The 20,094-nt window shown below is 55.9% G+C and carries 19 protein-coding genes; 6 read left to right on the top strand and 13 right to left on the bottom strand.

From position 1 onward, the window contains the following. Positions 1–85: 85 nt before the first annotated feature. From tatE to ACLHDD_RS02570, 5 genes are all read right to left on the bottom strand, one after another. Positions 86–289 (bottom strand): twin-arginine translocase subunit TatE, encoded by a 204-nt coding sequence (gene tatE, locus ACLHDD_RS02590; RefSeq protein WP_003854033.1) that lies wholly within the window; start codon positions 287–289, stop codon positions 86–88. Between the two features lie 212 nt (positions 290–501). Next, complete coding sequence (locus tag ACLHDD_RS02585) at positions 502–1,299, bottom strand: deaminated glutathione amidase (RefSeq protein ID WP_427102816.1); 798 nt, start codon at positions 1,297–1,299, stop codon at positions 502–504. 342 nt (positions 1,300–1,641) lie between these two features. Then, positions 1,642–2,067: an N-acetyltransferase family protein gene (locus tag ACLHDD_RS02580; protein ID WP_427102815.1), complete on the bottom strand. Its 426-nt coding sequence runs from the start codon at positions 2,065–2,067 to the stop codon at positions 1,642–1,644. 234 nt (positions 2,068–2,301) lie between these two features. Continuing rightward, complete coding sequence (gene cspE / locus ACLHDD_RS02575) at positions 2,302–2,511, bottom strand: transcription antiterminator/RNA stability regulator CspE (RefSeq protein ID WP_006118399.1); 210 nt, start codon at positions 2,509–2,511, stop codon at positions 2,302–2,304. Between the two features lie 29 nt (positions 2,512–2,540). Continuing rightward, positions 2,541–3,044, bottom strand: coding sequence for a hypothetical protein (locus ACLHDD_RS02570; protein ID WP_427102814.1), 504 nt, complete (start codon positions 3,042–3,044; stop codon positions 2,541–2,543). Between the two features lie 759 nt (positions 3,045–3,803). Here ACLHDD_RS02570 and ACLHDD_RS02565 point away from each other — a divergent pair. After that, positions 3,804–4,049 carry a hypothetical protein gene (locus tag ACLHDD_RS02565; RefSeq protein WP_128084117.1) on the top strand — a complete coding sequence of 82 codons (246 nt, stop codon included), beginning with the start codon at positions 3,804–3,806 and terminating at the stop codon, positions 4,047–4,049. Positions 4,050–4,172: 123 nt separating this feature from the next. Here ACLHDD_RS02565 and gntT read toward each other — a convergent pair whose 3' ends face one another. Then, on the bottom strand, positions 4,173–5,489 hold the full coding sequence (gene gntT, locus ACLHDD_RS02560) for a gluconate transporter (protein WP_111139015.1): 1,317 nt from the start codon (positions 5,487–5,489) through the stop codon (positions 4,173–4,175). Positions 5,490–5,779: 290 nt separating this feature from the next. On the opposite strand from gntT, the gene ACLHDD_RS02555 reads away from it, so the two are divergent. Continuing rightward, positions 5,780–6,928: an iron-containing alcohol dehydrogenase gene (locus ACLHDD_RS02555; RefSeq protein WP_427102813.1), complete on the top strand. Its 1,149-nt coding sequence runs from the start codon at positions 5,780–5,782 to the stop codon at positions 6,926–6,928. A gap of 43 nt (positions 6,929–6,971) precedes the next feature. On the opposite strand, the gene ACLHDD_RS02550 is transcribed toward ACLHDD_RS02555, so the two are convergent. The 4 genes from ACLHDD_RS02550 to ACLHDD_RS02535 all read right to left on the bottom strand — a co-directional run bounded on the left by ACLHDD_RS02550 (position 6,972) and on the right by ACLHDD_RS02535 (position 11,207). Then, positions 6,972–7,808 carry a Cof-type HAD-IIB family hydrolase gene (locus tag ACLHDD_RS02550; RefSeq protein ID WP_427102812.1) on the bottom strand — a complete coding sequence of 279 codons (837 nt, stop codon included), beginning with the start codon at positions 7,806–7,808 and terminating at the stop codon, positions 6,972–6,974. A 102-nt stretch (positions 7,809–7,910) separates the two neighbouring features. Continuing rightward, positions 7,911–8,384, bottom strand: coding sequence for an RcnB family protein (locus ACLHDD_RS02545; RefSeq protein ID WP_427102811.1), 474 nt, complete (start codon positions 8,382–8,384; stop codon positions 7,911–7,913). A gap of 237 nt (positions 8,385–8,621) precedes the next feature. Next, positions 8,622–9,719 carry an ABC transporter substrate-binding protein gene (locus ACLHDD_RS02540; RefSeq protein WP_427102810.1) on the bottom strand — a complete coding sequence of 366 codons (1,098 nt, stop codon included), beginning with the start codon at positions 9,717–9,719 and terminating at the stop codon, positions 8,622–8,624. A gap of 201 nt (positions 9,720–9,920) precedes the next feature. Next, a complete protein-coding gene (locus ACLHDD_RS02535) occupies positions 9,921–11,207 on the bottom strand; it encodes an HAAAP family serine/threonine permease (protein WP_427102809.1) in 1,287 nt (428 codons plus the stop codon). A gap of 359 nt (positions 11,208–11,566) precedes the next feature. Here ACLHDD_RS02535 and ACLHDD_RS02530 point away from each other — a divergent pair, with 359 nt between their 5' ends. Both ACLHDD_RS02530 and ACLHDD_RS02525 read left to right on the top strand, forming a co-directional pair. Continuing rightward, on the top strand, positions 11,567–12,157 hold the full coding sequence (locus ACLHDD_RS02530) for a hypothetical protein (RefSeq protein ID WP_427102808.1): 591 nt from the start codon (positions 11,567–11,569) through the stop codon (positions 12,155–12,157). A 149-nt stretch (positions 12,158–12,306) separates the two neighbouring features. Continuing rightward, positions 12,307–13,500, top strand: a complete 1,194-nt coding sequence (locus tag ACLHDD_RS02525) for a zinc-dependent alcohol dehydrogenase (protein WP_427102807.1) — start codon at positions 12,307–12,309, stop codon at positions 13,498–13,500. Between the two features lie 68 nt (positions 13,501–13,568). Here ACLHDD_RS02525 and ACLHDD_RS02520 read toward each other — a convergent pair whose 3' ends face one another. Further along, on the bottom strand, positions 13,569–13,775 hold the full coding sequence (locus ACLHDD_RS02520; protein ID WP_427102806.1) for a hypothetical protein: 207 nt from the start codon (positions 13,773–13,775) through the stop codon (positions 13,569–13,571). A 187-nt stretch (positions 13,776–13,962) separates the two neighbouring features. Between ACLHDD_RS02520 and ACLHDD_RS02515 the strand changes: the two genes are divergently transcribed. After that, positions 13,963–14,682: a GNAT family N-acetyltransferase gene (locus ACLHDD_RS02515; RefSeq protein WP_427102805.1), complete on the top strand. Its 720-nt coding sequence runs from the start codon at positions 13,963–13,965 to the stop codon at positions 14,680–14,682. A gap of 19 nt (positions 14,683–14,701) precedes the next feature. Here the strand turns inward: ACLHDD_RS02515 and ACLHDD_RS02510 are convergent, their stop codons facing one another. Then, positions 14,702–15,394: a YetF domain-containing protein gene (locus ACLHDD_RS02510; protein WP_427102804.1), complete on the bottom strand. Its 693-nt coding sequence runs from the start codon at positions 15,392–15,394 to the stop codon at positions 14,702–14,704. 566 nt (positions 15,395–15,960) lie between these two features. On the opposite strand from ACLHDD_RS02510, the gene ACLHDD_RS02505 reads away from it, so the two are divergent. Further along, entirely contained in the window at positions 15,961–19,722 is a 3,762-nt protein-coding gene (locus ACLHDD_RS02505) for an NAD(P)-binding protein (RefSeq protein ID WP_427102803.1), read from the top strand. 14 nt (positions 19,723–19,736) lie between these two features. On the opposite strand, the gene ACLHDD_RS02500 is transcribed toward ACLHDD_RS02505, so the two are convergent. Further along, positions 19,737–20,063 carry a hypothetical protein gene (locus ACLHDD_RS02500; protein WP_427102802.1) on the bottom strand — a complete coding sequence of 109 codons (327 nt, stop codon included), beginning with the start codon at positions 20,061–20,063 and terminating at the stop codon, positions 19,737–19,739. Positions 20,064–20,094 lie beyond the last annotated feature (31 nt).

The raw sequence follows: 20,094 nt of genomic DNA, 5'->3' as shown, positions 1-20,094 counted from the left end.
CAAAAACAAAAAACCAGACTTTGCGGTCTGGTTTTTTTTATGTACCCGACATAAAAAGTAACAGTTATCAGCTGTAACTAACTGCTTAATCTTTGTGAACAACGCGCTCTGCCGGCACGTCTTCAGCTGTTGTGCGGGTCGCACTGGTATCTTCATCTTTCATAGCTTTCTTAAAGCCTTTGATGGCAGAGCCCAGATCGCCACCCAGTGAGCGCAGCTTGTTGGTACCAAAAAGCAGTACGATAAGCGCACCGATAATCAGCAGCTTGGCAATACTGATACCTTCCATATTTAACCTTTCAACTCTATCGAATCACGGTACCTGTTATTTATGCGCAGTTTGTCTGTGGAGACAACTGCAATCTGTAACAGAGTAAGATCGCCGTCACCAGGCCAGGCATCACTCAACCGACGGAAGCAATGTCCCCCCGCCCGTCAGGCGACCGCATGGGTGGCATCAGGCGCAAAGAGTGTATCATCTGTTTCCGCGCCTGACAGGCTTTATAACGATCCGTTGAGTTCAGGACGCGCAAAGCGCCGGTTCTCCAGCACTGGCAGAACCCGACGCGCATAGGCAACGCGCTCCGGGTCGATTTCAGCAAACAACAGCGCAGGCGCTTCCGCAGCATTTGCCACTGCTACGCCCAGCGGATCGACGACCAGACTACTGCCGATATTGCGTGGGCCACATTCTCCCACCGCCACCATGTAGCAGGTATTTTCCAGTGCCCGGGCGCGGGTCAGCAACGCCCAGTGCATCTCTTTCAGTGGCCCTCTGACCCAGGCGGCGGGCAGCACCAGCACGTCTGCGCCATCCAGAGCCAGCCGCCGCGCCAGTTCCGGGAAGCGCACGTCATAGCAGGTCATCAGACCGACCTTCATTCCTGCAACCTCAATCAGTGGCGGAACGGCATGGCCCGGATTAACGCGCTGAGACTCCTGCATTGCGAAGGCGTCGTAGAGATGAAGCTTTTCATAGGCGGCAATGATTTTTCCGCTGCGGATAGCCACCAGTACATTAAGCACTTTCTGCTGCCCGGCAGGCACATGCACACTCATGATCGTGGTCAGCGCGTTTTGCTGGCTGGCGACGAGTAACTGGTTCAGAAAAGGCCCGTCCAGAGGCTGTGCTGCCTGGAGCACAAAATCGGGATCGCTGTTATCACGCGCAAGCACGGCTTCAGGCAGCACCAGCATGTCGGCATCGCCTTTTGCCGCACGCTGCATTAAATCCAGGCAAATCGCGGCATTCTCTTGCCACTCGCGGCTTACCGCAAACTGCCCCAGTGCGACTTTCATTATTCTTTTCTCCCGTTGCGCCAGTCTGATGAATGAGAGTGGCTTACCGCAGCCAGCACTCCGACTGTACCATGCTGTTTCTGACTGCGGTAAGCCCGCTCGCTCATGGTCGCGCGGCGGCCGCTATGCCCTGTAAGGGAGCCGATGCGCCTGTGGCAGCCCGGACAGCGTGCAGGGATAGAACATGCCGCAGAGCGCCGCTGATGATTTCTGCTGGCTGAACGTCATCCGGAGAGCATAAACGGCTGAGATACGGCTCAGCACAACAGTGAGCATCAGCCTCAGCTCCCGGTTGTCCGGGCAGTCAGAGAGAACCGGGCCATTCTTCTGCGGCCTTTCAGCTTACTGCAGTGCTTTGACCAGATAACAGGGCGATTCACTGTAGCCTTCACGGGCGTAAAACTGATTGGCCTTGAGACGTGACTGATGACAATGGACTTCCATACGATCGCAGCCGCGCTGCGCCGCCAGCGTTTCGGCATGCTGAATCAGCTGCTGGCCCACGCCTTTACTGCGTTCCCCTTCTGCGATACAGAAATAGCTGATGCGGGCGAAGTCCCCTGCCAGCGCTAGCTGAGGAATAAAATGCAGCGACAGAAAACCGAGTACCTGGCTGCCATGCTCCGCGACCAGCAACGCTTCACTGGGATCGCTGCACAATTGCGCCAGGCGCTGTTCGATAAAGCTTTCGGTTCCCTCATAGCCTAACTCGCTTAACAAGGCGCTCAGCGCAAAACTGTCTTTCAACTCAGCCTGTCGTATCTTCATCCTGCCTCCTCATACCGGGTTCTGTCGCACAGTTATATAGCGTTGTCCGCAAAAAAGCTGCATCTCAGATTGTTATAAAGATGTTACGAGGATTTATTGTGAGGCGTCGCGCAGTTTGTGCGGCGGCTGACCGCTAAAGGGGTCGGGGTCGGGGTCGAGGCGTGAAAGCGCGGGCGGACTGGAGACATAAAAAAACCCGCCATAAGGCGGGTTTTTAGAATTCTGACTGTTAACTTACAGACTGATAACGTTAGCAGCAGATGGGCCTTTCGCGCCGTCGGTGATTTCAAACTCAACGCGCTGACCTTCAGCCAGAGTTTTGAAGCCGTTGCTCTGGATTGCAGAGAAGTGTACGAATACATCTTTGCTGCCATCTTCAGGAGTAATGAAACCGAATCCTTTAGATTCATTAAACCACTTAACGTTACCTTTGATCTTAGACATCTATATTACCTTTACATGAAAAATGGACACTAAACTGTGTCGTGCTCTAGTACAGCAATTGCGGAGGGATTTGTCCAGTCCGATTTGATGAAAAAGTGATAAATATCGACTTTCTGTGCACACATCACACTTTCCTGCTTTTCGGCTTGCGTATCGGTACAGAAGAGAAAGCGGATAGCTAAGCGGGCCTTGTGGCTAACCCGCTGGAAAAACAACGCTTTTTCGTTTTGATAGTTACGCAGCATTACTGATAAAAAGAAAATTCTTATTAAGGAGAATTGCCGCTGTCTGTGTCCCTGCCCTATGAATTTCATCGTCAGCCAGGGCATTTGTCGCCGCACACAGGTCTGTTTTTTTAGCCTGCCCCACCGGCCATAGCACGAAAGAGCAAAAAACATGCACCTCCCTCCGATTTTTCTTATCAGAGACTCACGCTTTTCAGACCAGAAATGAACCAGTTGTGTCATTAATTCCAGTAACGACGCGCTATTGGCGGACATTTTAGCCATCAGCAGGTAAGTGTTGATCAGCATCAGGGAAATGTCTTTTAGCGGTCAGATTCGCATTTGGCAACAAACATTGCGGGCCGTAAAAAATTACGTTTCTCGTCGCAGCACAAAATAATATTGTGCGGCAATAGATAACGTCCGCTTAACCAGTCTGGAGGGGACATCAGGACATGTACTTAAACAGGGAGGGAAGGAAACAGAATGGTAATGAAGATACGCTGTACGCAGTGTGGAAGCGCCCGGTTTATTTTCACGCATTTCAATAAGAACAGGCATAACTTCCATGGCGCCTGTTGTGCGTGCTGTCAGAAGCCACTGGGTCTGCAGGATCTGCTGCCTGATACGCGAATGGATCCTGTCAGCCAGTGTCTGCTGGACAGCTATAAAACATTGCGGGCACCTGATTAGGTGCCCGCTGCAGAGACTGTCTCAGCCCTCTGTCATCAGAAAATCAGTTTGAACACCCCAGTCAGGGTCAGCAAGCCTACGATAAAGATGATCGCAATTATCCACAGAATAATTTTCATTTCCTTTTCCCCGCATCGATTAAACACTTTTCCTGTAAGCAGTATAGACAGAAAAATATGTTATACCGCTTCACTTAAGGCTCAACTGTTCATAAGTTCAGCAACTTTCGCTTTTATTCCTGTTATGAGATTAGGATCGCAACACTATCTTTTAGTGGCACGACTTTTTCGTTTATCAGGCAATGCCTGGCTAAAATTTAGGCGGCAAGGCAGCCCTCAACAGTAATGAGACTGAAATGAGTCGCGAGGAGATCTTATGAGCACGATTAATACCAGCATGGGCCGCTATAGCCTTAAGGCAAAAAACAGCGGTAATCACATCAAAGGTTCATTCGCCATTAACGATGAAGGCGGCACTCAGCTCACGATGCAGGAGTTTGACGAGCATTACCTTGATGATGTGGTGAATAATGTTATCTATCCGGTCACCGGTGGCAACCGCGAGATAGCGCGGGCACTGCGCGAAGAGATGGTGAAAGCCGGTTTTGGACCGTCTCACTAAAATGACGGATTGAGAACGTTGATGATGCCGGGCCGCACGTTGCGGCCCGATTTCAATGCCTTCCCGGTAAACCTTATCGGGCCATCCCTCCCCCGACCGGACGCTTCAGTCTCCCGTCCGTAATTAAATCATCCAGGAAAGCAGCAGGCAGCCCACCAGTCCGCATACCGAGATAATGGTTTCCAGCGCTGACCAGGAGCGGATGGTTTCGCCAATCGTCAGGTTGAAATACTCTTTAAACAGCCAGAAGCCCGGGTCATTGACGTGAGAGAAGATCACGCTGCCAGACCCCACCGCGATGACCATCAGTTCCGGACTGGCACCGCTGGTAACAATCAGCGGTGCCACAATCCCACCGGCGGTGATCGCCGCGACCGTTGCCGAGCCGAGTGCAATACGCAGCACCGCAGCAATAGACCACGCCATGAAAATCGGCGAAAGCTGGGTTGAGTGCATCATGCTGGCGATATATTTATCCACGCCGCTGTCCACCAGAACCTGTTTAAAGGCCCCGCCACCGCCAATAATCAACAGCATCATGGCAATGATTTTGATGGAGTCGGTCAGGGTATCCATAACCTGTTCCATCGTGCGGCCGCGGTTGAGGCCGAAAGTGAAGATCGCAATCAGCACGGCAATCAGTGTAGCCATCACCGGGTCACCAAAGAACTCGGCGTAAGGCAGCAGTGCATGGCCCTTAGGTAACAGCATCTCCGCCACTGCACGCAGCGCCATCAGCACCACCGGAACCAGCGCCGTCCAGACGCTGACACCAAACCCGGGCATTTCCGCTTCGGTAAAGGTTTTCGGATTATAGAGACCCTGAGGAATAGGTTTGTCGATGTTTTTCAGGAAACGGGCGTAGACCGGTCCGGCCAGAATCACCGTTGGAATCCCCAGCAGGGTGCCGAACAGCAGCGTTTTACCCATGTCGGCGTTAAAGAGCGTAGCAATGGCGGTCGGACCCGGATGCGGCGGCAGGAAGCCGTGCGTTACGGAGAGGGCAGCCGCCATGGGCACCCCGACGTAGAGCAACGGCACGCGCGCCGAGGCCGCCACGCTGAACACCAGCGGCAGCATCAGCACAAAACCGACCTCATAGAACAGTGCGAATCCGACAATAAAACCGGTCAGCACCAGCGCCCACTGAATATGTTTCGTGCCGAATTTTTCAATCAGGGTAGTCGCAATACGCTGCGCACCGCCGCAGTCGGCCAGCAGTTTACCGAGCATGGCGCCGAATCCCATAATCAGCGCCAGGCTGCCCAGCGTGCCGCCGACGCCCGCTTTAATGGAAGTAATCACTTTATTTACCGGCATGCCCTGCATCACACCGACCGCCAGCGCCACCAGAATCAGCGCGATAAATCCATTGAGCTTAAAGCGAATCATCAGCAGCAGCAGTAACGCGACGCCGATCGCCACATAGAGTAATGGCATAGCTTTTCTCCACCTTGCGCACCGAACAGCATTCGGTGTCGATTATTATCATGAGCCCCGGAAGGCGACAAAACAGAGCATCTGTAAAATGTTTACACATCCCGACAAACGCTGTTACCGATAACATGTTAAGGGTAACATCCGCATGAAAGCACCCTCCCGCAGGGGTGAATTTCTGTTTTGCGAAGGTGATCAACTTTTTGCCGGTGCGTTATCAGAAAGTTTGCCAATGCCAGCCCGGCGCTTTTCGTTACACTCAGATTTTAGCGAAACAGATAAAGGATGCGCTGGTGAGTGAGAACCTGAGTGAGCTGTACAGTAATCAACGAACCCTCTTTGGCCGCGGGAGCCTGGATAAACTGCTGCCGCTGCTGGCCGCCCGTCCGCAGCCTACGCTGCTGTTTTGCGGGCACTCTTTTCTGCAGGGCCCGGCCTACGCCAGGCTGAAAGACGGACTCAATGACCACATTATTGGTTATGAAATCGTCAGCCATGAAGCCTCCCCCGCCGAGATTGATGGCTGGGTGGCGCGCTGGCGCGGTCATGTCGATCGGGTGGTCGCCATTGGCGGAGGGAGCGTACTGGATGCGGCGAAAGCGTTCAGCGCGATGGTGCAGCATCCGTTACCTGTCGCCCGTTATCTGGAAAAAACAGGTGACACGGCGGTTCAGCCCATTACGTTGCCGCTAATCGCCATTCCTACCACGGCCGGAACCGGCAGCGAAGTCACCCAGAATGCGGTAGTCACCGATCAGCACGAGATTCAGATCAAAGCATCACTGCGTCATCCGGTCTTTGTGCCGCAGGTCGCAATCCTCGATTCTGACCTGCTGAAAGGCGCACCGGATCGGGTGCTGGCGACCTGCGGTATCGATGCCTTTACCCACCTGTTTGAAGCTTATCTCTCCAGCAAAGGGAATCTTTTCACGCGCCAGCTGGCGCTGACCGGCCTGCGTCAGTTTATCGAGGCCTGGCCGGGTCTGAATCAGGAGGATGCCGCGGGCGATCGGGCCCGGGACGCAATGATGATGGCGTCATGGCTGGGCGGAGTCAGCCTCAGCAGCGCCGGGCTGGGAGTGATCCACGGTATTGCCGGTGAGCTGGGCGCGATCAAGCCCTTCCATCATGGTGAAGTGTGCGGCCGTCTGTTGTTCCCGTTCCTGGATCTGCTGGCGGACAGCGAGCATCCGTTGCAGCGCCAGTTGATGGCAGAGCTGCATGCGCAGCTCTTCACCGAACATACAGACTCTCCGGCCCGGTTTCTTAAGCAGTGGCTGCAGCAGCAGGCGATCGTGCCTTTCTGGCAGGATGGGCCATCGCTGAGCCATACAGAGACGGAGTGGATTCTGGCGCGTGCCAACAGCAAAAATTCACTGGTCGATTACCGTCGCGAGCAGATGCAGAGAATGATCGTCAGTGCCTGGTCCGTGACAGCGTAGCTCGCGCGGTCTCATCCGGCGCGCGGCAGGCGGTGCCGCTCAGCTAAGCCGATGCGGTGCTGAAGGGCCCGCTGCCTGCCAGCATCTGCTCAATTACCTGCAGCACGCCCTGCTCGTTGTTGGAGGGGGCCATATAGCGCGCCGCCTGCTTCACCCGCTCTGGCGCATTAGCCATAGCAAAACTGAAACCGGACTGTCTGAGCATTTCCAGATCGTTGCCGCCATCGCCAAAGGCCAGCACCTGGTCATGTGAAATCCCCCAGCGGCCGGCCAGCAGATCCAGACCATGTGCCTTATGGTTTCCGGGTACGATCAGATCAACTGAACCGTGGCCGCTGGATGTTGCGGCTACGCGGCCCTGGTGCAGCCGCTCAATATCTGCCATCAGGGGCTCAATATAGTCATCAGAGAGGTTCAGCGCGAACTTGAACAGGCGGTCATCCTGCACCTCATCCAGCCGGTTAATCGGCTTCAGCCGGTGGCAGTAATGCCGCATCTTCTTCAGCCACGTTTCGTCCATGCCCTCAAAGTAGTAAGCGCTTTCCCGGCCGCACAGCAGATAGCGCAGGCCTGGATAGTCACCGTTTTGCAGCGTGGCGATCACGGCCTCCACATCGCGGCGTTCAAAAGCTCCGCAAAACAGCTCTTCATCACGGTCAATAATCCAGGCGCCGTTCTCTGCGACAAAGGCGATCTCGCCGGCAATCTCCGGGAAAAATGATTTGAGCTGGTAATACTGGTTGCCACTGGCCACCACAAACCTGATGTCACGGGTGATGAGTTGCTGATAGCAGGCGAGAAAGCGGGATCGGTTGTACTGCTTGCTATCGTCCAGAAAGGTGCCGTCCATATCTACCGCCACCATCTTAACCGTCGTCATCATGACTCCTTACACAGGGAATGTTCAGCATGGAATCTCAGGATAGACGCTGGGACAACAAAACGGAAAGAAAGCGGGATGGCCGACGCCATCCCGGGAGGATCAGTTCATGGCGCTGTTCAGTACCAGAGCGGTAATGACACCGGTTGCAGCCGCAATCAGCACATAGTTGCCGTCGATGTCTGCCCAGTGATAACCACGCGGCGGTTCACGCAGACCGCGTTCATGCCAGTCGGCTACACGGTAATGATCGCCGCGATATTCCGGCGGGACCGGATGACCGCGACGGAAGTCGTGGCCCTGCCAGGCGAAATGGTCGCGCGCATCGTCACTGTCACGACGGCTGCGATCTTCATGATGATCCCGACCCAGATCATGCGGATTTCTGTCGCTATGACCCGGATTATCGCGGCCACGATTAGGCGTGTGATCGCGGTTGTCTGGCCCACGATCACTGTTCTGATGCGGCACCGGCATACGGTGTCCCTGATCGTGATCATCCGCCCGTACGGCCTGAGAGAAGAGTGTGCTGCATGTCAGAATTGAAGCGATAAGCGTTAACGTTGTTTTTTTCATGGTCTTGCCTCCAGATAACGGCGATTCAGATACCGTTTAGTGGCATCATGGCAATCGCGACGGCAGGAAGCATCGGAAATAGTCTTAAAAACCATTAACTTACACAAAATTACGCTTACTTATCGCTTTCTTAACATTGGCCACGCGCATTGCCGGGAGGGTCAGGGCTGGCCGGACAGAGAGGCCTCTGCCCGACCGGGCACGCTGAAACCGATCAGGTCACTGCGCGCGTTTCGCTCAGGGGGTACTGAGGATTACTGGCGCATCCGGTAATCCCGTAAAGCGAGTCACGATGTGATGATAATCGGCGGCAGGATCGAGATCCCGGAAGCTCTCGGGATAGAGGTCTTTTGCCAGAATTTCCATGCCGATGATGTTGTAAGGGTGATTGTAGAAATGGTGATAAACGCCATAGACCCGTTTCTGTTTCACCGGTTCGATCTGCGCGACTCCAGTGCGGCTCTGCAGGCGGTTAAAGGTGGCAGTCACATCGGTCTGACTCGCGCCATAACCAAACGGCAGCACGTTGCTGTTCGGGCGTTTAGAACCGGTCATGATGTAGACGTCCGGCTTCATGGCGATAATCTTCTCCAGCGACACAAAGCCTGAGCTGCCGGGCAGCAGCGAAGAGCCGATATTTTTTCCGCCGACCGCTTCCACCAGCGCGCCCCAGCCATTATGACCGTGAGTGAAGCAGCAGCTATCGCTGTTGCCGGCAATGGGTTCAATAAAGACCGTTGGCTTGTGTGATATGCCAGCAATCTTCTGCTGAAGCATATCCCAGCGCTGCTGATAAAAATCGGCGTACGCTTTCGCCTCTGCTTCGCGGTTCAGCACGGTGCCCAGCACCTTCACGCTCTTCAGCGTGTTCTCTTTCGGATGAAGCTCGTCATCCAGGAACAGCACCGGAATGTGGAGATTTTTCAGGGTGGCAAGCACGCCTGACTGCGCCAGCGCCGGTTTCGCACGCAGCTGCGCAATCATCAGATCCGGCTGCTTCGCCAGCACACTCTCCAGATTAACCTGCCCCTGATCGTTAAAGCCCATATCCACAATCGATGTCGCCTGCGGCCAGCGCTGCTTCAGCAGATCCCAGGTCTGGGTATCCTGCTTCTTCGGCAGATTGTTCCAGGCCACGACCCGCTGAAACGGATTCTGTCGATCCAGTAATGCCAGCGTCATCACGTCACGGCCATCCTGCAAAATCACATGCTGTGGCTCTTTCTGCAGTGTAATTTTCTGACCGTCCATGTCGGTCACCGTGACCGGATAGGTGGTTGCGGCACAGGTGGCAGAGAGTAAAAGTGTGGTGGCAGCAGCAATCCCGAGTTTCATGTGTCTCCTGTCCTTCAAAGAAATAATAATTATTCGCGTTTACTTTACCATGTGAATGGATAAGAAATGTAACGATTGCTGACCAGATGCGTCTGAAAGGCGTGCTCTGGCAGACCTGCGGCCGGTCAGCCAGGGTAAATGAGAAGTCAGGGAAAAGGCGGCAGGCACATCCCGGCGTGATGAGAGGTGCCTGCTGGCGGGTTACTTCACCAATGAATAGAAGATGGCGGAAATCGCAATCAGTCCAGTCAGCACCACAAACAGGTTGCTGATTCTGCCGCTGTACTGACGCATTGCCGGGACTTTCTGAATCGCATACATCGGCATCAGGAACAGAATCATGGCGATGACCGGTCCGCCCAGCGTTTCAATCATGCCGAGAATATTCGGGTCCAGCGTCGCGACCAGCCAGGTGGTCAGCAGCATAAAGAGCGTGGTCAGGCGATTCAGTCGGGCAGGTGCAAGGCTTCTGCCCCGGCTGCGCAGCGCTTTGTTCACTATGCCGTTAAACCCTTCACGCGCGCCCAGATAGTGACCCAGGAACGATTTGGTGATGGCCACAATAGCAATCAGCGGTCCAAGCCAGGCAATCATCGGCACCTGAAAATGGTTGGCCAGATAGGAGAGGATGGTGATGTTCTGTGCTTTGGCCGCCTGCAGATCTGCCGGTGACAGGCTTAGCACGCAGCTGAACACAAAGAACATCACCGTGACCACCATCATCAGATGTGAGCAGGCCAGAATCCGTGAACATTTTTTCTCTGCCGCATCGCCATACTCTTCACGCTTTGCCAGCGCAAAGGAGGAGATGATAGGTGAATGGTTAAATGAAAAGACCATCACCGGAATTGCCAGCCACAGCGTCATCCACAGGCTGCTGCCCGCAGGCTGAATGCTGAGTGCAGAGAATGCTGCGCCGTGCCAGTGCGGGATCAGATAGCAGGCCATCAGCATCAGTACCGCGACAAAAGGGTAAACCAGCACGCTCATTGCTTTGACGATCATCTTTTCGCCAAACCGCACGATGGTCATCAATCCGACAATCAGCAGCAGCGATAGCAGCGCGCGAGGCGGCGGCACCAGACCGAGCTGGTTGACCATCAGGCTCTCTACCGTGTTAGTAATCGCCACACTGTACATCAGCAGGATTGGGTAAATAGCGAAGAAATAGAGCAGCGTAATCACTTTGCCCGCGCCGACGCCAAAATGCTCCTCGACGACTTCCGTGATGTCACCAGCGGGATTGTTACCAGAGAGGACAAACCGTGTCAGGGCGCGATGCGCGTAAAAGGTCAGCGGAAACGCCAGTATCGCCATAATCATCAACGGAATCAGCCCGCCGACGCCGGCATTGATGGGCAGAAACAGCACCCCTGCGCCGATCGCGGTGCCATACAGGCCCAGCATCCACATGGTGTCGGTTTTACGCCATCCCGTATCGACGCCCCTTTCAAGCGCACCCAGTGTGCCAGTTTGCGTGGTTTTCATCAGATATTCCGTGTTAAAAGCCGCCAGTAACCTGAGGCGTCAGACAGATCATCTCTCCGCTCTGCGCCTCAGCTGCCACCAAAGAAATCAGCCGTCACGCTGACCCTCTGTGCATAGGTAATCGTTTGCGTGCGCCATTTTTTACACTACCTGACGATAAAAGTTCAAGCCATGCAGATAAACATGCATAAATTGCCGAAAAAATCGTCAGGTTGTGCAGCGCAGCTGCGCGGCGATCATGCCATCTTTCCCCGTCAATTTCCGCCCTGAAAAAGTGATCCCTGTAACGGATTAGCGCAACGGTCTACGCTTTAACCAAGGGTGTTGCGATAACGCCTGCCGGTGCTCAGGAGAAAAGAATGAAAATTGCCTGCCTTGGATGGGGATCGTTAATCTGGAAAACCGGCGCACTGCCGGTAGCCAGCCAGTGGCACCATGATGGTCCTGCTGTACCGATTGAATTCGTGCGCATCGCAGATGGTGGCGAACTCTCGACAGCCATCTGCCTCAATGCCCGTCCGGTGCCGGTGCTCTGGGCGTGGCTGAACACCGCCTCCCTGGAGAGCGCCTGCCGCGCCCTGCGCATTCGTGAGGCGATTCCGGACAGCCGCGTCGACGGCATTGGCATGATGACCGTGACCGAAACCGCCACAGGGCCGCTGGCGGCATGGGCGCAGTCGAAGGGGATTGAAGGTCTGATCTGGACCGGCCTGCCTGCACGGATGGCGGGCATTGAAGGCCAGATCCCGACGCTGGATGATGCCCGTCGCTATCTGCAACAGCTCACAGGGGAAACGCGGACGCACGCGTTCCACTACATCGAACAGGTGCCGGCTCAGATCGACACGGACTACCGGCGGGCGCTGGCCGACCTGACGCGCTGGCAGCCCGACGCCCCTGCGGTGACGGCGGCCTCCGCTCATCTGCATCCGCCCTGCCAGCCCGGCTGAAACGGTCCGGACTGCTGTACCGCTCTGCTTACTTCTCAAAGGGTTACTACACTTCAGGCAGGTTTCGATTTCAGATTGCCTGAGTTTTCCCCGTCAGCGGTCAGCCCTCTGGTATGACCGCCGTTTCCCTGCCAGCAGGAGATGAACAGATGAAAGCATTAACCTATCACGGCCCGCATAAAGTCAGCGTGGATAACGTACCGGATCCGGGACTGGAGGCTGCAGATGATATTATTCTGCGCGTGACCGCCACCGCGATTTGCGGTTCCGATCTGCACCTTTACCGCGGCAAGATTCCCGGCACCGGACATGGTGATATCTTTGGTCATGAGTTTATGGGTGAAGTGGTTGAAGCCGGCAGCGCCGTGACCGCCGTCGCCAAAGGCGATCGGGTGGTGATCCCATTCGTTATCGCCTGTGGTGACTGCTTTTTCTGCCTGCTGAACCAGTATGCCGCCTGCGAAAATACCAACAGCGGCCGGGGCGCTATCCTGAACCGCAAAAACATCACGCCCCCTGCGGCGCTGTTTGGCTACAGTAAGCTCTATGGTGGCGTCCCCGGTGGTCAGGCAGAGTATGTCCGGGTGCCAAAGGCTAATACCGGCCCGTTTAAGGTGCCGTCCGTGCTGTCAGATGAGAAGGTGCTGTTCCTGTCAGACATCCTGCCTACAGCCTGGCAGGCGGTAAAAAATGCGGAAGTGAAACCGGGCTCCAGCCTGGCGATTTTTGGGGCGGGGCCAGTCGGCTTGTTAAGTGCGGCCTGCGCCCGGCAGCAGGGTGCCGAACAGATTTTCATGATTGATCACAATAACTACCGTCTGAACTTTGCCCGCGAGCGTTACGGCGTTATCCCCATTAACTTCGACGATATTGACGATCCGGCGGGCTGGATCATCGAGCACAGCACCGGTAACCGGGGTGTGGATGCGGTGATCGACGCTATCGGGTTCGAGGCAAAAGGCAGCCTGACGGAGACGGTGCTCACCAACCTCAAACTGGAGGGCAGCAGCGGCAAGGCGTTGCGTCAGTGTATTGCCGCAGTACGTCGTGGCGGTATCGTCAGCGTGCCGGGTGTTTATGCCGGATTTATTCACGGCTTCCTGTTTGGTGACGCCTTCGACAAGGGGCTGACCTTTAAGATGGGACAGACGCATGTTCACGCCTATCTGCCTGACCTGCTGACGCTGATCGAGCAGGGGCATCTGACGCCGGAGGAGATTGTCACCCACCATCTGCCGCTGGAAGACGCTGCGCGTGGCTATGATATTTTCGCCAGACGCGAAGAGGAGTGCCGCAAGGTCATTCTGGTTCCCGGCATGGCCGCAACCCAGGCGACGATATAATGTCACCGGATCAGGCGCGCTAAGCCTGCCCTGGCGTTCCCGGCAGAACCCTCTGCCGGGAACCCGGTTTATGACGGCCTGCGTTGCAGGCTGCTTCGCCACTCCCGTCTTTCCAGCAGATGTTCATCCGGCGAGTCCGCCGTATCCACCTGACTCCCCTGCTCCAGCCATCTCGCACTGCGTGAATGCGGATGGCTTTCACCGATCACCTGTTGTGCAAATGCGCCACAGGAAAGAGATAAAAACAGTAATGCACTGGCCAGCCTCACTTTCATAAGCACACCTCAGCAGAAACGGTGCGGTTATGCTGCCCGAAAGGTTTTCTTTTTCTGTCAGTAACAGGCAAAGTTATGTGGTGAGCAGCAACAGACTGCGACGGATTTAACGGCGGTTCAGAATAGCCCGTCAGGTCACCTGCAGACGCTTCGCGACTGATGGTCCGCTTTCTTTAAGGAGGTGCTGTTGAACATCAATCAATTTGATCAGCGGGTGGGTGAAGCGCTGCCCGACTGGCAGCCGGTTGCCAGACCGTCCTGCGCATTACTTATCGGCCAGCACTGCCTTCTCATGCCGCTAAGCGTTGATCATGCAGAAGCGATATTGCAGGCATTTATGCTGGCACCCGACGATCGCGACTGGACCTGGCTGGGTGCGGAGCGGCCCACCACCCTGGCGCAGATGCAGAGCTGGATTGCAGAAAAAGTGATGAATGCGGCCCTGGTATCATTTGCCGTCTGCACACTGGCGGAGCAGCCCTGTGGTGTGGTCTGCTTCGCCAGTATTGAGCCAGAACATGGCACTATTGAAATCGGTCACGTGACCTGGTCGCCACTTATGCAGCGCAGTGCTAAGGGCAGTGAAGCCATTTTTCTCTTGCTGAAACAGGCCTTTGAACCCGGCTATCGCCGGGTCGCCTGGCGATGTGATTCAACGAATATCGCATCGCGAGCGGCAGCAGAACGGCTTGGGTTTCGTTTTGAAGGTCGCTTACGTCAGGTGATGATTCGTAAAAAGCGCAATCGCGATAGCGACTGGCTGTCCATTATCGATTGTGAATGGCCCGCTATTCAGCGCGCCCTGAGCAACTGGCTGAACGCGGACAACTTCACCGGTTCAGGTCAGCAAAAATGTCCTCTCAGCACCTGCTTTGCTGCTATTAATGAGGACGATTTCAGACGTTAACGCTGAACGGAAGCCTGCCTCAATGCAGACGGCGCACGCTCAGTGCCGCAGACCAGCGCTGTCGCTGACAGCGTGGACAGACGGCCTGCTGCTGCGCCTCAATCCTCTGCGTCTTACCACAACGGGTGCAGGCGTAGAGTGCGCTGAGCGGCACGCGGCTGTAATCCTGCCGATGCGCAGGGGGCAGCACACTTAATCCGGCGCGCATGTCGTCATCGTCATAAAAATAGAGGCTGAGCTGACCATCAACCTCGACCAGCGCCAGCCGGATCTGGCCCAGATGCTCAACGCCACTCTGTCGCAGTTCCATATAAAACTCATCTTCGGAAATATTGAGCTGGTCCAGACTCTCCAGCACATACACGCCCTCCTGAATCAGCGTAATAACGTCGCCCTGAATAAGCCGGGAAAAGCGCGGGCTGTGTGCCGTCAGCCAGGTGGTCAGCCGATACAGTGCCAGCAGCACCACAAAGACCATAATGACCGGCAGCACCGGTACATCGTCGTAAAACGTCACGTCACCGGATGCCGACCCCAGCGTCAGAATCACGACCAGTTCAAACAGCGACAGCTGACGTACACCGCGCCGGCCGGACACTTTCAGAAAGGTAAAGACCACCAGATAGGCGATCAGGACCCGCGCCATGACCTCAAATAAAAAGGTGGCCGGTTGGTCGTTGAGTAAAAATCGATGCCAGTCGAATGAGAACATAGTCTGCTAAACGTCCTGTAATAAACGCCTCTTCACAGGCTTGCTGACAAGCCGGCGATTCAGGCCAGTGATAAATCAATTCTGGCGTCAGCCGGGTAAAAGGCAAGCGAAGCAGCGGCGCTGAAGACAGCAAGTCTGAGCAGGTCACATGTAGAGGAAAAGATTAATAAAGCAGATAACAGACGCTGGCCGTTTCACGCTGCACTTATTCCGCTTTCTGGAAAAAAATAGTACGGATTCGCCTGATTTTAGCTGGATTATTTTTGCCGCTTCGCTTTTTTTCTTTTTACTTCAATATCTTGCCATGCAACTTTATCAACCTATACTTTCCGGTAAGGCTTCCGTAAAACCGGTCAACAGCCCGGAAAATCAGCCTTTTCCTGCCGATAGCATGGCCATTTAACCTCTGCTATCTCATTCGTGCATTTCCACAGGACTCACTGTGGCTTATGGCAAGGATCGCCCGTCCGTTCAGAGCGGCCAGTCTGCTTTGCATACTCAACTCCCTGACCCGTTCTGCAACGGCTTGTCAGCGGGGATCCTGTTGGCTTTTTTCGGGAGATGCCATGACGCCCTTTTCCAGTTTCTGGCAGGCCGGTTACGAAGGCGCCGATCACATCAATCCCGCGGGTCTTGCGCTTTCCATGAACGAACTGAATCAGCATCAGGCGCGAGCAGCAGAGGACTATGCCGCACTGGCTCCCTTTTCACTTCGCACTGTGCGCGAAAGCGTGGGCTGGCGGTTGTGTGAGCGCGACGGCAATTACGATTTCTCCTCCGTCGCCGCCCGCATGCAGGCCGCAGAGCAGCAGGGCATACAGCTGAGCTGGACGATCTGCCACTACGGCTGGCCCACGGGCCTCAGCCTGTTTGATCGCGATTTTGTCAGCCGTTTTGCCGCGTTCTGCGGCGCACTGGCCCGCTTTCTGGCCCCCTTGTATCGACAGCCACCGGTCTATTCGCCGATGAATGAGATCTCGTTTGTCAGCTGGGGTATCTCGGTCGGACTGTTCGCCTGTGACGACGTTCCGGAGACGAATCCGGCGGATGCCGCTAAACAGCAGCTGATACGCGCAACGCTGGCCGCCTGTGATGCGATCTGGCTGGCGGATCCGCGTGCGCGTCTGCTGCACTGCGACCCGCTGATTCATATTGCACCCGATCCCGCCGATCCTGTCGGATCCGATGTGGCGCGCGCGCTGTGCAATACCCAGTATCAGGCGTGGGACATGCTGAGCGGCCGACGCAATCCGGAACTGGGCGGTGCCCCCCGCTATCTCGACCTGGTCGGCGTTAATTACTACCACGACAACCAGTGGGAGCAGGGCTCAAACCGGCGGCTCTACTGGCATCTGGGCGACGCTCGCCGCCAGCCGCTGCATCTGATGCTGCAGCAGGTCTGGCAGCGTTACCAGCGCCCGCTGCTGCTGGCAGAAACGAGCCACGTCGGCAGCGGGCGCGGTGCCTGGATTAATGACATCGCAGCAGAGGTTGCGCAGGCCCAGCTGGCAGGCGTTGAGCTTCTCGGCATCTGCCTCTATCCGATACTCGATCGCCCGTTATGGGAAGACACGACCTTCTGGACCCGCAGCGGGTTATGGGATCTCGATCGGCTGGGGCCCGATCCTTATGCCCGCCAGTTGCAGCAGCCCTATGCTGAGGCACTCCGTCAGTCGCAACGCTTTTTACAGCATATCCACGCCCAACACCCTCAACGTCAGGAGCACACCATGAAGCCACCTGTTCTGCTTGTATTCAGCCATTTGCGCTGGGGATTTGTTTTCCAGCGGCCGCAGCAGTTACTGACACGCCTGGCGCAGCACTACCGCGTGATATTTATCGAAGAGCCGGTCTGGCAGGCGGGGCCACCGGGCCTGCATCAGAGTTCACCTGCTGCCAATATCACGGTGATCCAGCCGCATACGGACAGTGACGCACCGGGTTTTCATGACAGCCAGATAGCCCCGCTTCTGCTGCTGCTGACGCCACTGATGGAGGAAGATGAACAGCCGTTAATCTGGTTCTATACGCCAATGGCGCTGCCGCTGCTCACGCCGTTTGATCCGGCACTGGTGATTTATGACTGTATGGATGAGCTTTCCGCCTTCCGGAATGCGCCCCGTCAGCTCCAGCAGCGTGAATCGGCGCTGATGACACGCGCCAGCCTGGTCTTTACTGGCGGCACCAGTCTCTATGAAGCTAAACGCGATAAACATCCGCAGGTTTACTGCTTCCCCAGCAGCGTAGATGCTGTCCATTTTGAGCAGGCACGCGATCGCAGTAACCATCATCCGCTGCAGGATGCGATTCCGGCACAGCGTCTGGGGTATTACGGTGTGCTGGATGAGCGTATCGACCTGTCGCTGATTGCAGCGCTGGCAGACAGCCATCCGGAATGGCAGATTGTGATGGTCGGACCGGTAGTGAAAATCGATCCCGCCAGTCTGCCACAGCGCGATAATATCCACTGGCTCGGCCAGCAATCCTACCAGGCACTGCCGCAGTTTCTGGCGGGCTGGGATGTCTGCCTGATGCCATTTGCCATTAATGCCTCGACCCGCTATATCTCGCCCACCAAGGTGCTGGAATATATGGCGGCGCAACTGCCGATTGTCAGTACCGCCATTGTCGATGTGGCACGCCACTATGCAGAGGAGGTGGCGGTGGCGGAAACTCACGCTGACTTTATCACCGCCTGTGAACAGGCGATGGCGATGAGCGCTGCAGAACGGCTGGCACTGGCAGGCCGGATGCAGGAGAAGGTGGATGCCACCTCGTGGGATCGCACCGCAGAGCAGATCCATACGCTGATTCAGCAGGCGCTGACGCAGCGTCAGCCAGTTGCCGATGCATCGGAGCTGGCAGAGCAGCAGGCGAACGTTACGCTGCTGACGCCCGCCATGCTGGAAAGTAAAGCGGTGCCCTGTCTGATTGTTGGCGCGGGGCCCACCGGACTGAGTGCCGGTTATCACTATGGCGAAGGCGCAGTGCTGCTGGAGAAAAATGGCACCCCCGGCGGCTGGTGCCGATCCATTGACGATCGGGGATTCACTTTCGATTATGCCGGTCACATCATGTTCTCGCAGGACCCGTATGTACTGGCGCTTTATGAGATGCTGCTGGGCGATAACCTGCACTGGCAGGATCGTGAAGCCTGGGTTTATAGCGACGGTATCTATACCCGTTACCCTTTCCAGTCCGCCCTGCATGGCTTGCCCCTCGGGGTCGTCAAAGAGTGCGTGCTGGGCGCTATTGAGGCGCGTTACGGTGAAACAACGTCCATCGCTACACCGCTGGACCGGACCCGGACGCGGCGGGATTGTTGCGCTGATGGCGCGATTCCCGATGAGGGCAGCAGCACGGGCGAGGTGGCTGACGATGAAGATTTCCAGCACTTTATTATGCGTACCTGGGGCAAAGGCATCGCGCGTCACTTCGCCCTGCCCTACAACCAGAAACTGTGGAAAGTGCCGCTGACTAACATGGAAACGTCATGGCTGGGCGGACGCGTTCCCCTGCCTGACCTGGCGCAAATCATTGACGGGGCGCTGCAACCGCTGGCGAAACCCGTGGGCCCGAACGCGCGTTTTGGCTATCCGCTCCGCGGCGGCTTTCAGGCCCTGATGTCCGGCTTTTTACCCCATCTGAAATGTACGCTGGAAACGGATGCCAGCCTGACCCGTCTCTATCCCCAGGCGCATGTTGCGCTGCTGGCGGATGGACGACACTATCGCTATGAACAGCTGATCAGCACCATGCCGCTCCCGGAGCTGATTAAACGGATGGGCGATGAGGTGCCGGAAAATGTGCAACAGGCAGCACAGCAGCTTCAGTTTGTCTCCGTGCGCTGCGTAAATCTGGGGATTGGCCGCGCAGACCTGACGGAAAAACACTGGATTTACTATCCTGGCGATACGATCTTTCATCGCATTTTTGTGCAGGGCAATGCCAGCCCGCACTGCAATCCCCCGGGTGGTTTTGGTTTAACCTGTGAAATTACCTACAACGCCGCCCATCCGCTGCCAGTGACAGGCGATGCCCTGATCGAGCGCTGCCGTCAGGATTGCATCCGGGTCGGCATGATTACTGCTGAAGATCCCGTGCTCTGTGCTTCCGAGGTTGATATGCCCTACGCTTACGTGGTTTACGACCATGCGCGCAGCGATAACGTCGCGCTGATTCGCCAGTGGCTCCTGACAAAGGATATTCATCTGTCAGGCCGCTACAGTGAATGGGAATACTACAATTCCGACCACGCTTTCCTGGCCGGCAAACGCGCCGCAGAGAACGTCCGGCAACAGCATCTCAGCAAACAGATGCCAGGCTGACCTGGCGCAGTCTGCTATGAAAGCCGCTGGCTGCATTTTGCGGCTTTCAGCGACTGCAGCTGGGTCAGCCGCCGCTCTGCTTTCTGGCTGGCACTGTATTTCGCGATACCATTGCCCAGCCCGAAATCACCGACAAAGCCGAGCACGGTCAGCGCATCAAACTGACCGGTCTGCTCAATATCACGCTGTACGCTGTGTGCTCTCGCCAGCTCCTGATCCAGCGCGCTGCAATTCAGCATCGCGGACTCCTCCGGCGTGACCGCCGCCGACTGCGGATAGTGCTTAGTCGCACAGCCGGTGACGACCAGCGCCAGCAGCAGGATGACTCGTGGTGTGTTCATGTTTAGTTGCCTGTTTTTTGTCCGATTAACC

Origin of the sequence: Pantoea sp. NSTU24, from assembly GCF_050157905.1 — a bacterium.
Classification (GTDB): Bacteria; Pseudomonadota; Gammaproteobacteria; order Enterobacterales; family Enterobacteriaceae; genus Pantoea.
This window is presented reverse-complemented; position numbering and strand designations above follow the sequence as displayed.

Coding starts and splice junctions, on each gene's coding strand:
- ACLHDD_RS02580 (WP_427102815.1), bottom strand. CDS start 2,067: ATGAAGATACGACAGGCTGAGTTGAAAGACAGTTTTGCGCTGAGCGCC.
- ACLHDD_RS02565 (WP_128084117.1), top strand. CDS start 3,804: ATGAGCACGATTAATACCAGCATGGGCCGCTATAGCCTTAAGGCAAAA.
- ACLHDD_RS02525 (WP_427102807.1), top strand. CDS start 12,307: ATGAAAGCATTAACCTATCACGGCCCGCATAAAGTCAGCGTGGATAAC.
- ACLHDD_RS02545 (WP_427102811.1), bottom strand. CDS start 8,384: ATGAAAAAAACAACGTTAACGCTTATCGCTTCAATTCTGACATGCAGC.
- ACLHDD_RS02500 (WP_427102802.1), bottom strand. CDS start 20,063: ATGAACACACCACGAGTCATCCTGCTGCTGGCGCTGGTCGTCACCGGC.
- ACLHDD_RS02585 (WP_427102816.1), bottom strand. CDS start 1,299: ATGAAAGTCGCACTGGGGCAGTTTGCGGTAAGCCGCGAGTGGCAAGAG.
- ACLHDD_RS02550 (WP_427102812.1), bottom strand. CDS start 7,808: ATGACGACGGTTAAGATGGTGGCGGTAGATATGGACGGCACCTTTCTG.
- ACLHDD_RS02510 (WP_427102804.1), bottom strand. CDS start 15,394: ATGTTCTCATTCGACTGGCATCGATTTTTACTCAACGACCAACCGGCC.
- ACLHDD_RS02540 (WP_427102810.1), bottom strand. CDS start 9,719: ATGAAACTCGGGATTGCTGCTGCCACCACACTTTTACTCTCTGCCACC.
- ACLHDD_RS02520 (WP_427102806.1), bottom strand. CDS start 13,775: ATGAAAGTGAGGCTGGCCAGTGCATTACTGTTTTTATCTCTTTCCTGT.
- tatE (WP_003854033.1), bottom strand. CDS start 289: ATGGAAGGTATCAGTATTGCCAAGCTGCTGATTATCGGTGCGCTTATC.
- cspE (WP_006118399.1), bottom strand. CDS start 2,511: ATGTCTAAGATCAAAGGTAACGTTAAGTGGTTTAATGAATCTAAAGGA.
- ACLHDD_RS02530 (WP_427102808.1), top strand. CDS start 11,567: ATGAAAATTGCCTGCCTTGGATGGGGATCGTTAATCTGGAAAACCGGC.
- ACLHDD_RS02570 (WP_427102814.1), bottom strand. CDS start 3,044: ATGCTGATCAACACTTACCTGCTGATGGCTAAAATGTCCGCCAATAGC.
- gntT (WP_111139015.1), bottom strand. CDS start 5,489: ATGCCATTACTCTATGTGGCGATCGGCGTCGCGTTACTGCTGCTGCTG.
- ACLHDD_RS02505 (WP_427102803.1), top strand. CDS start 15,961: ATGACGCCCTTTTCCAGTTTCTGGCAGGCCGGTTACGAAGGCGCCGAT.
- ACLHDD_RS02535 (WP_427102809.1), bottom strand. CDS start 11,207: ATGAAAACCACGCAAACTGGCACACTGGGTGCGCTTGAAAGGGGCGTC.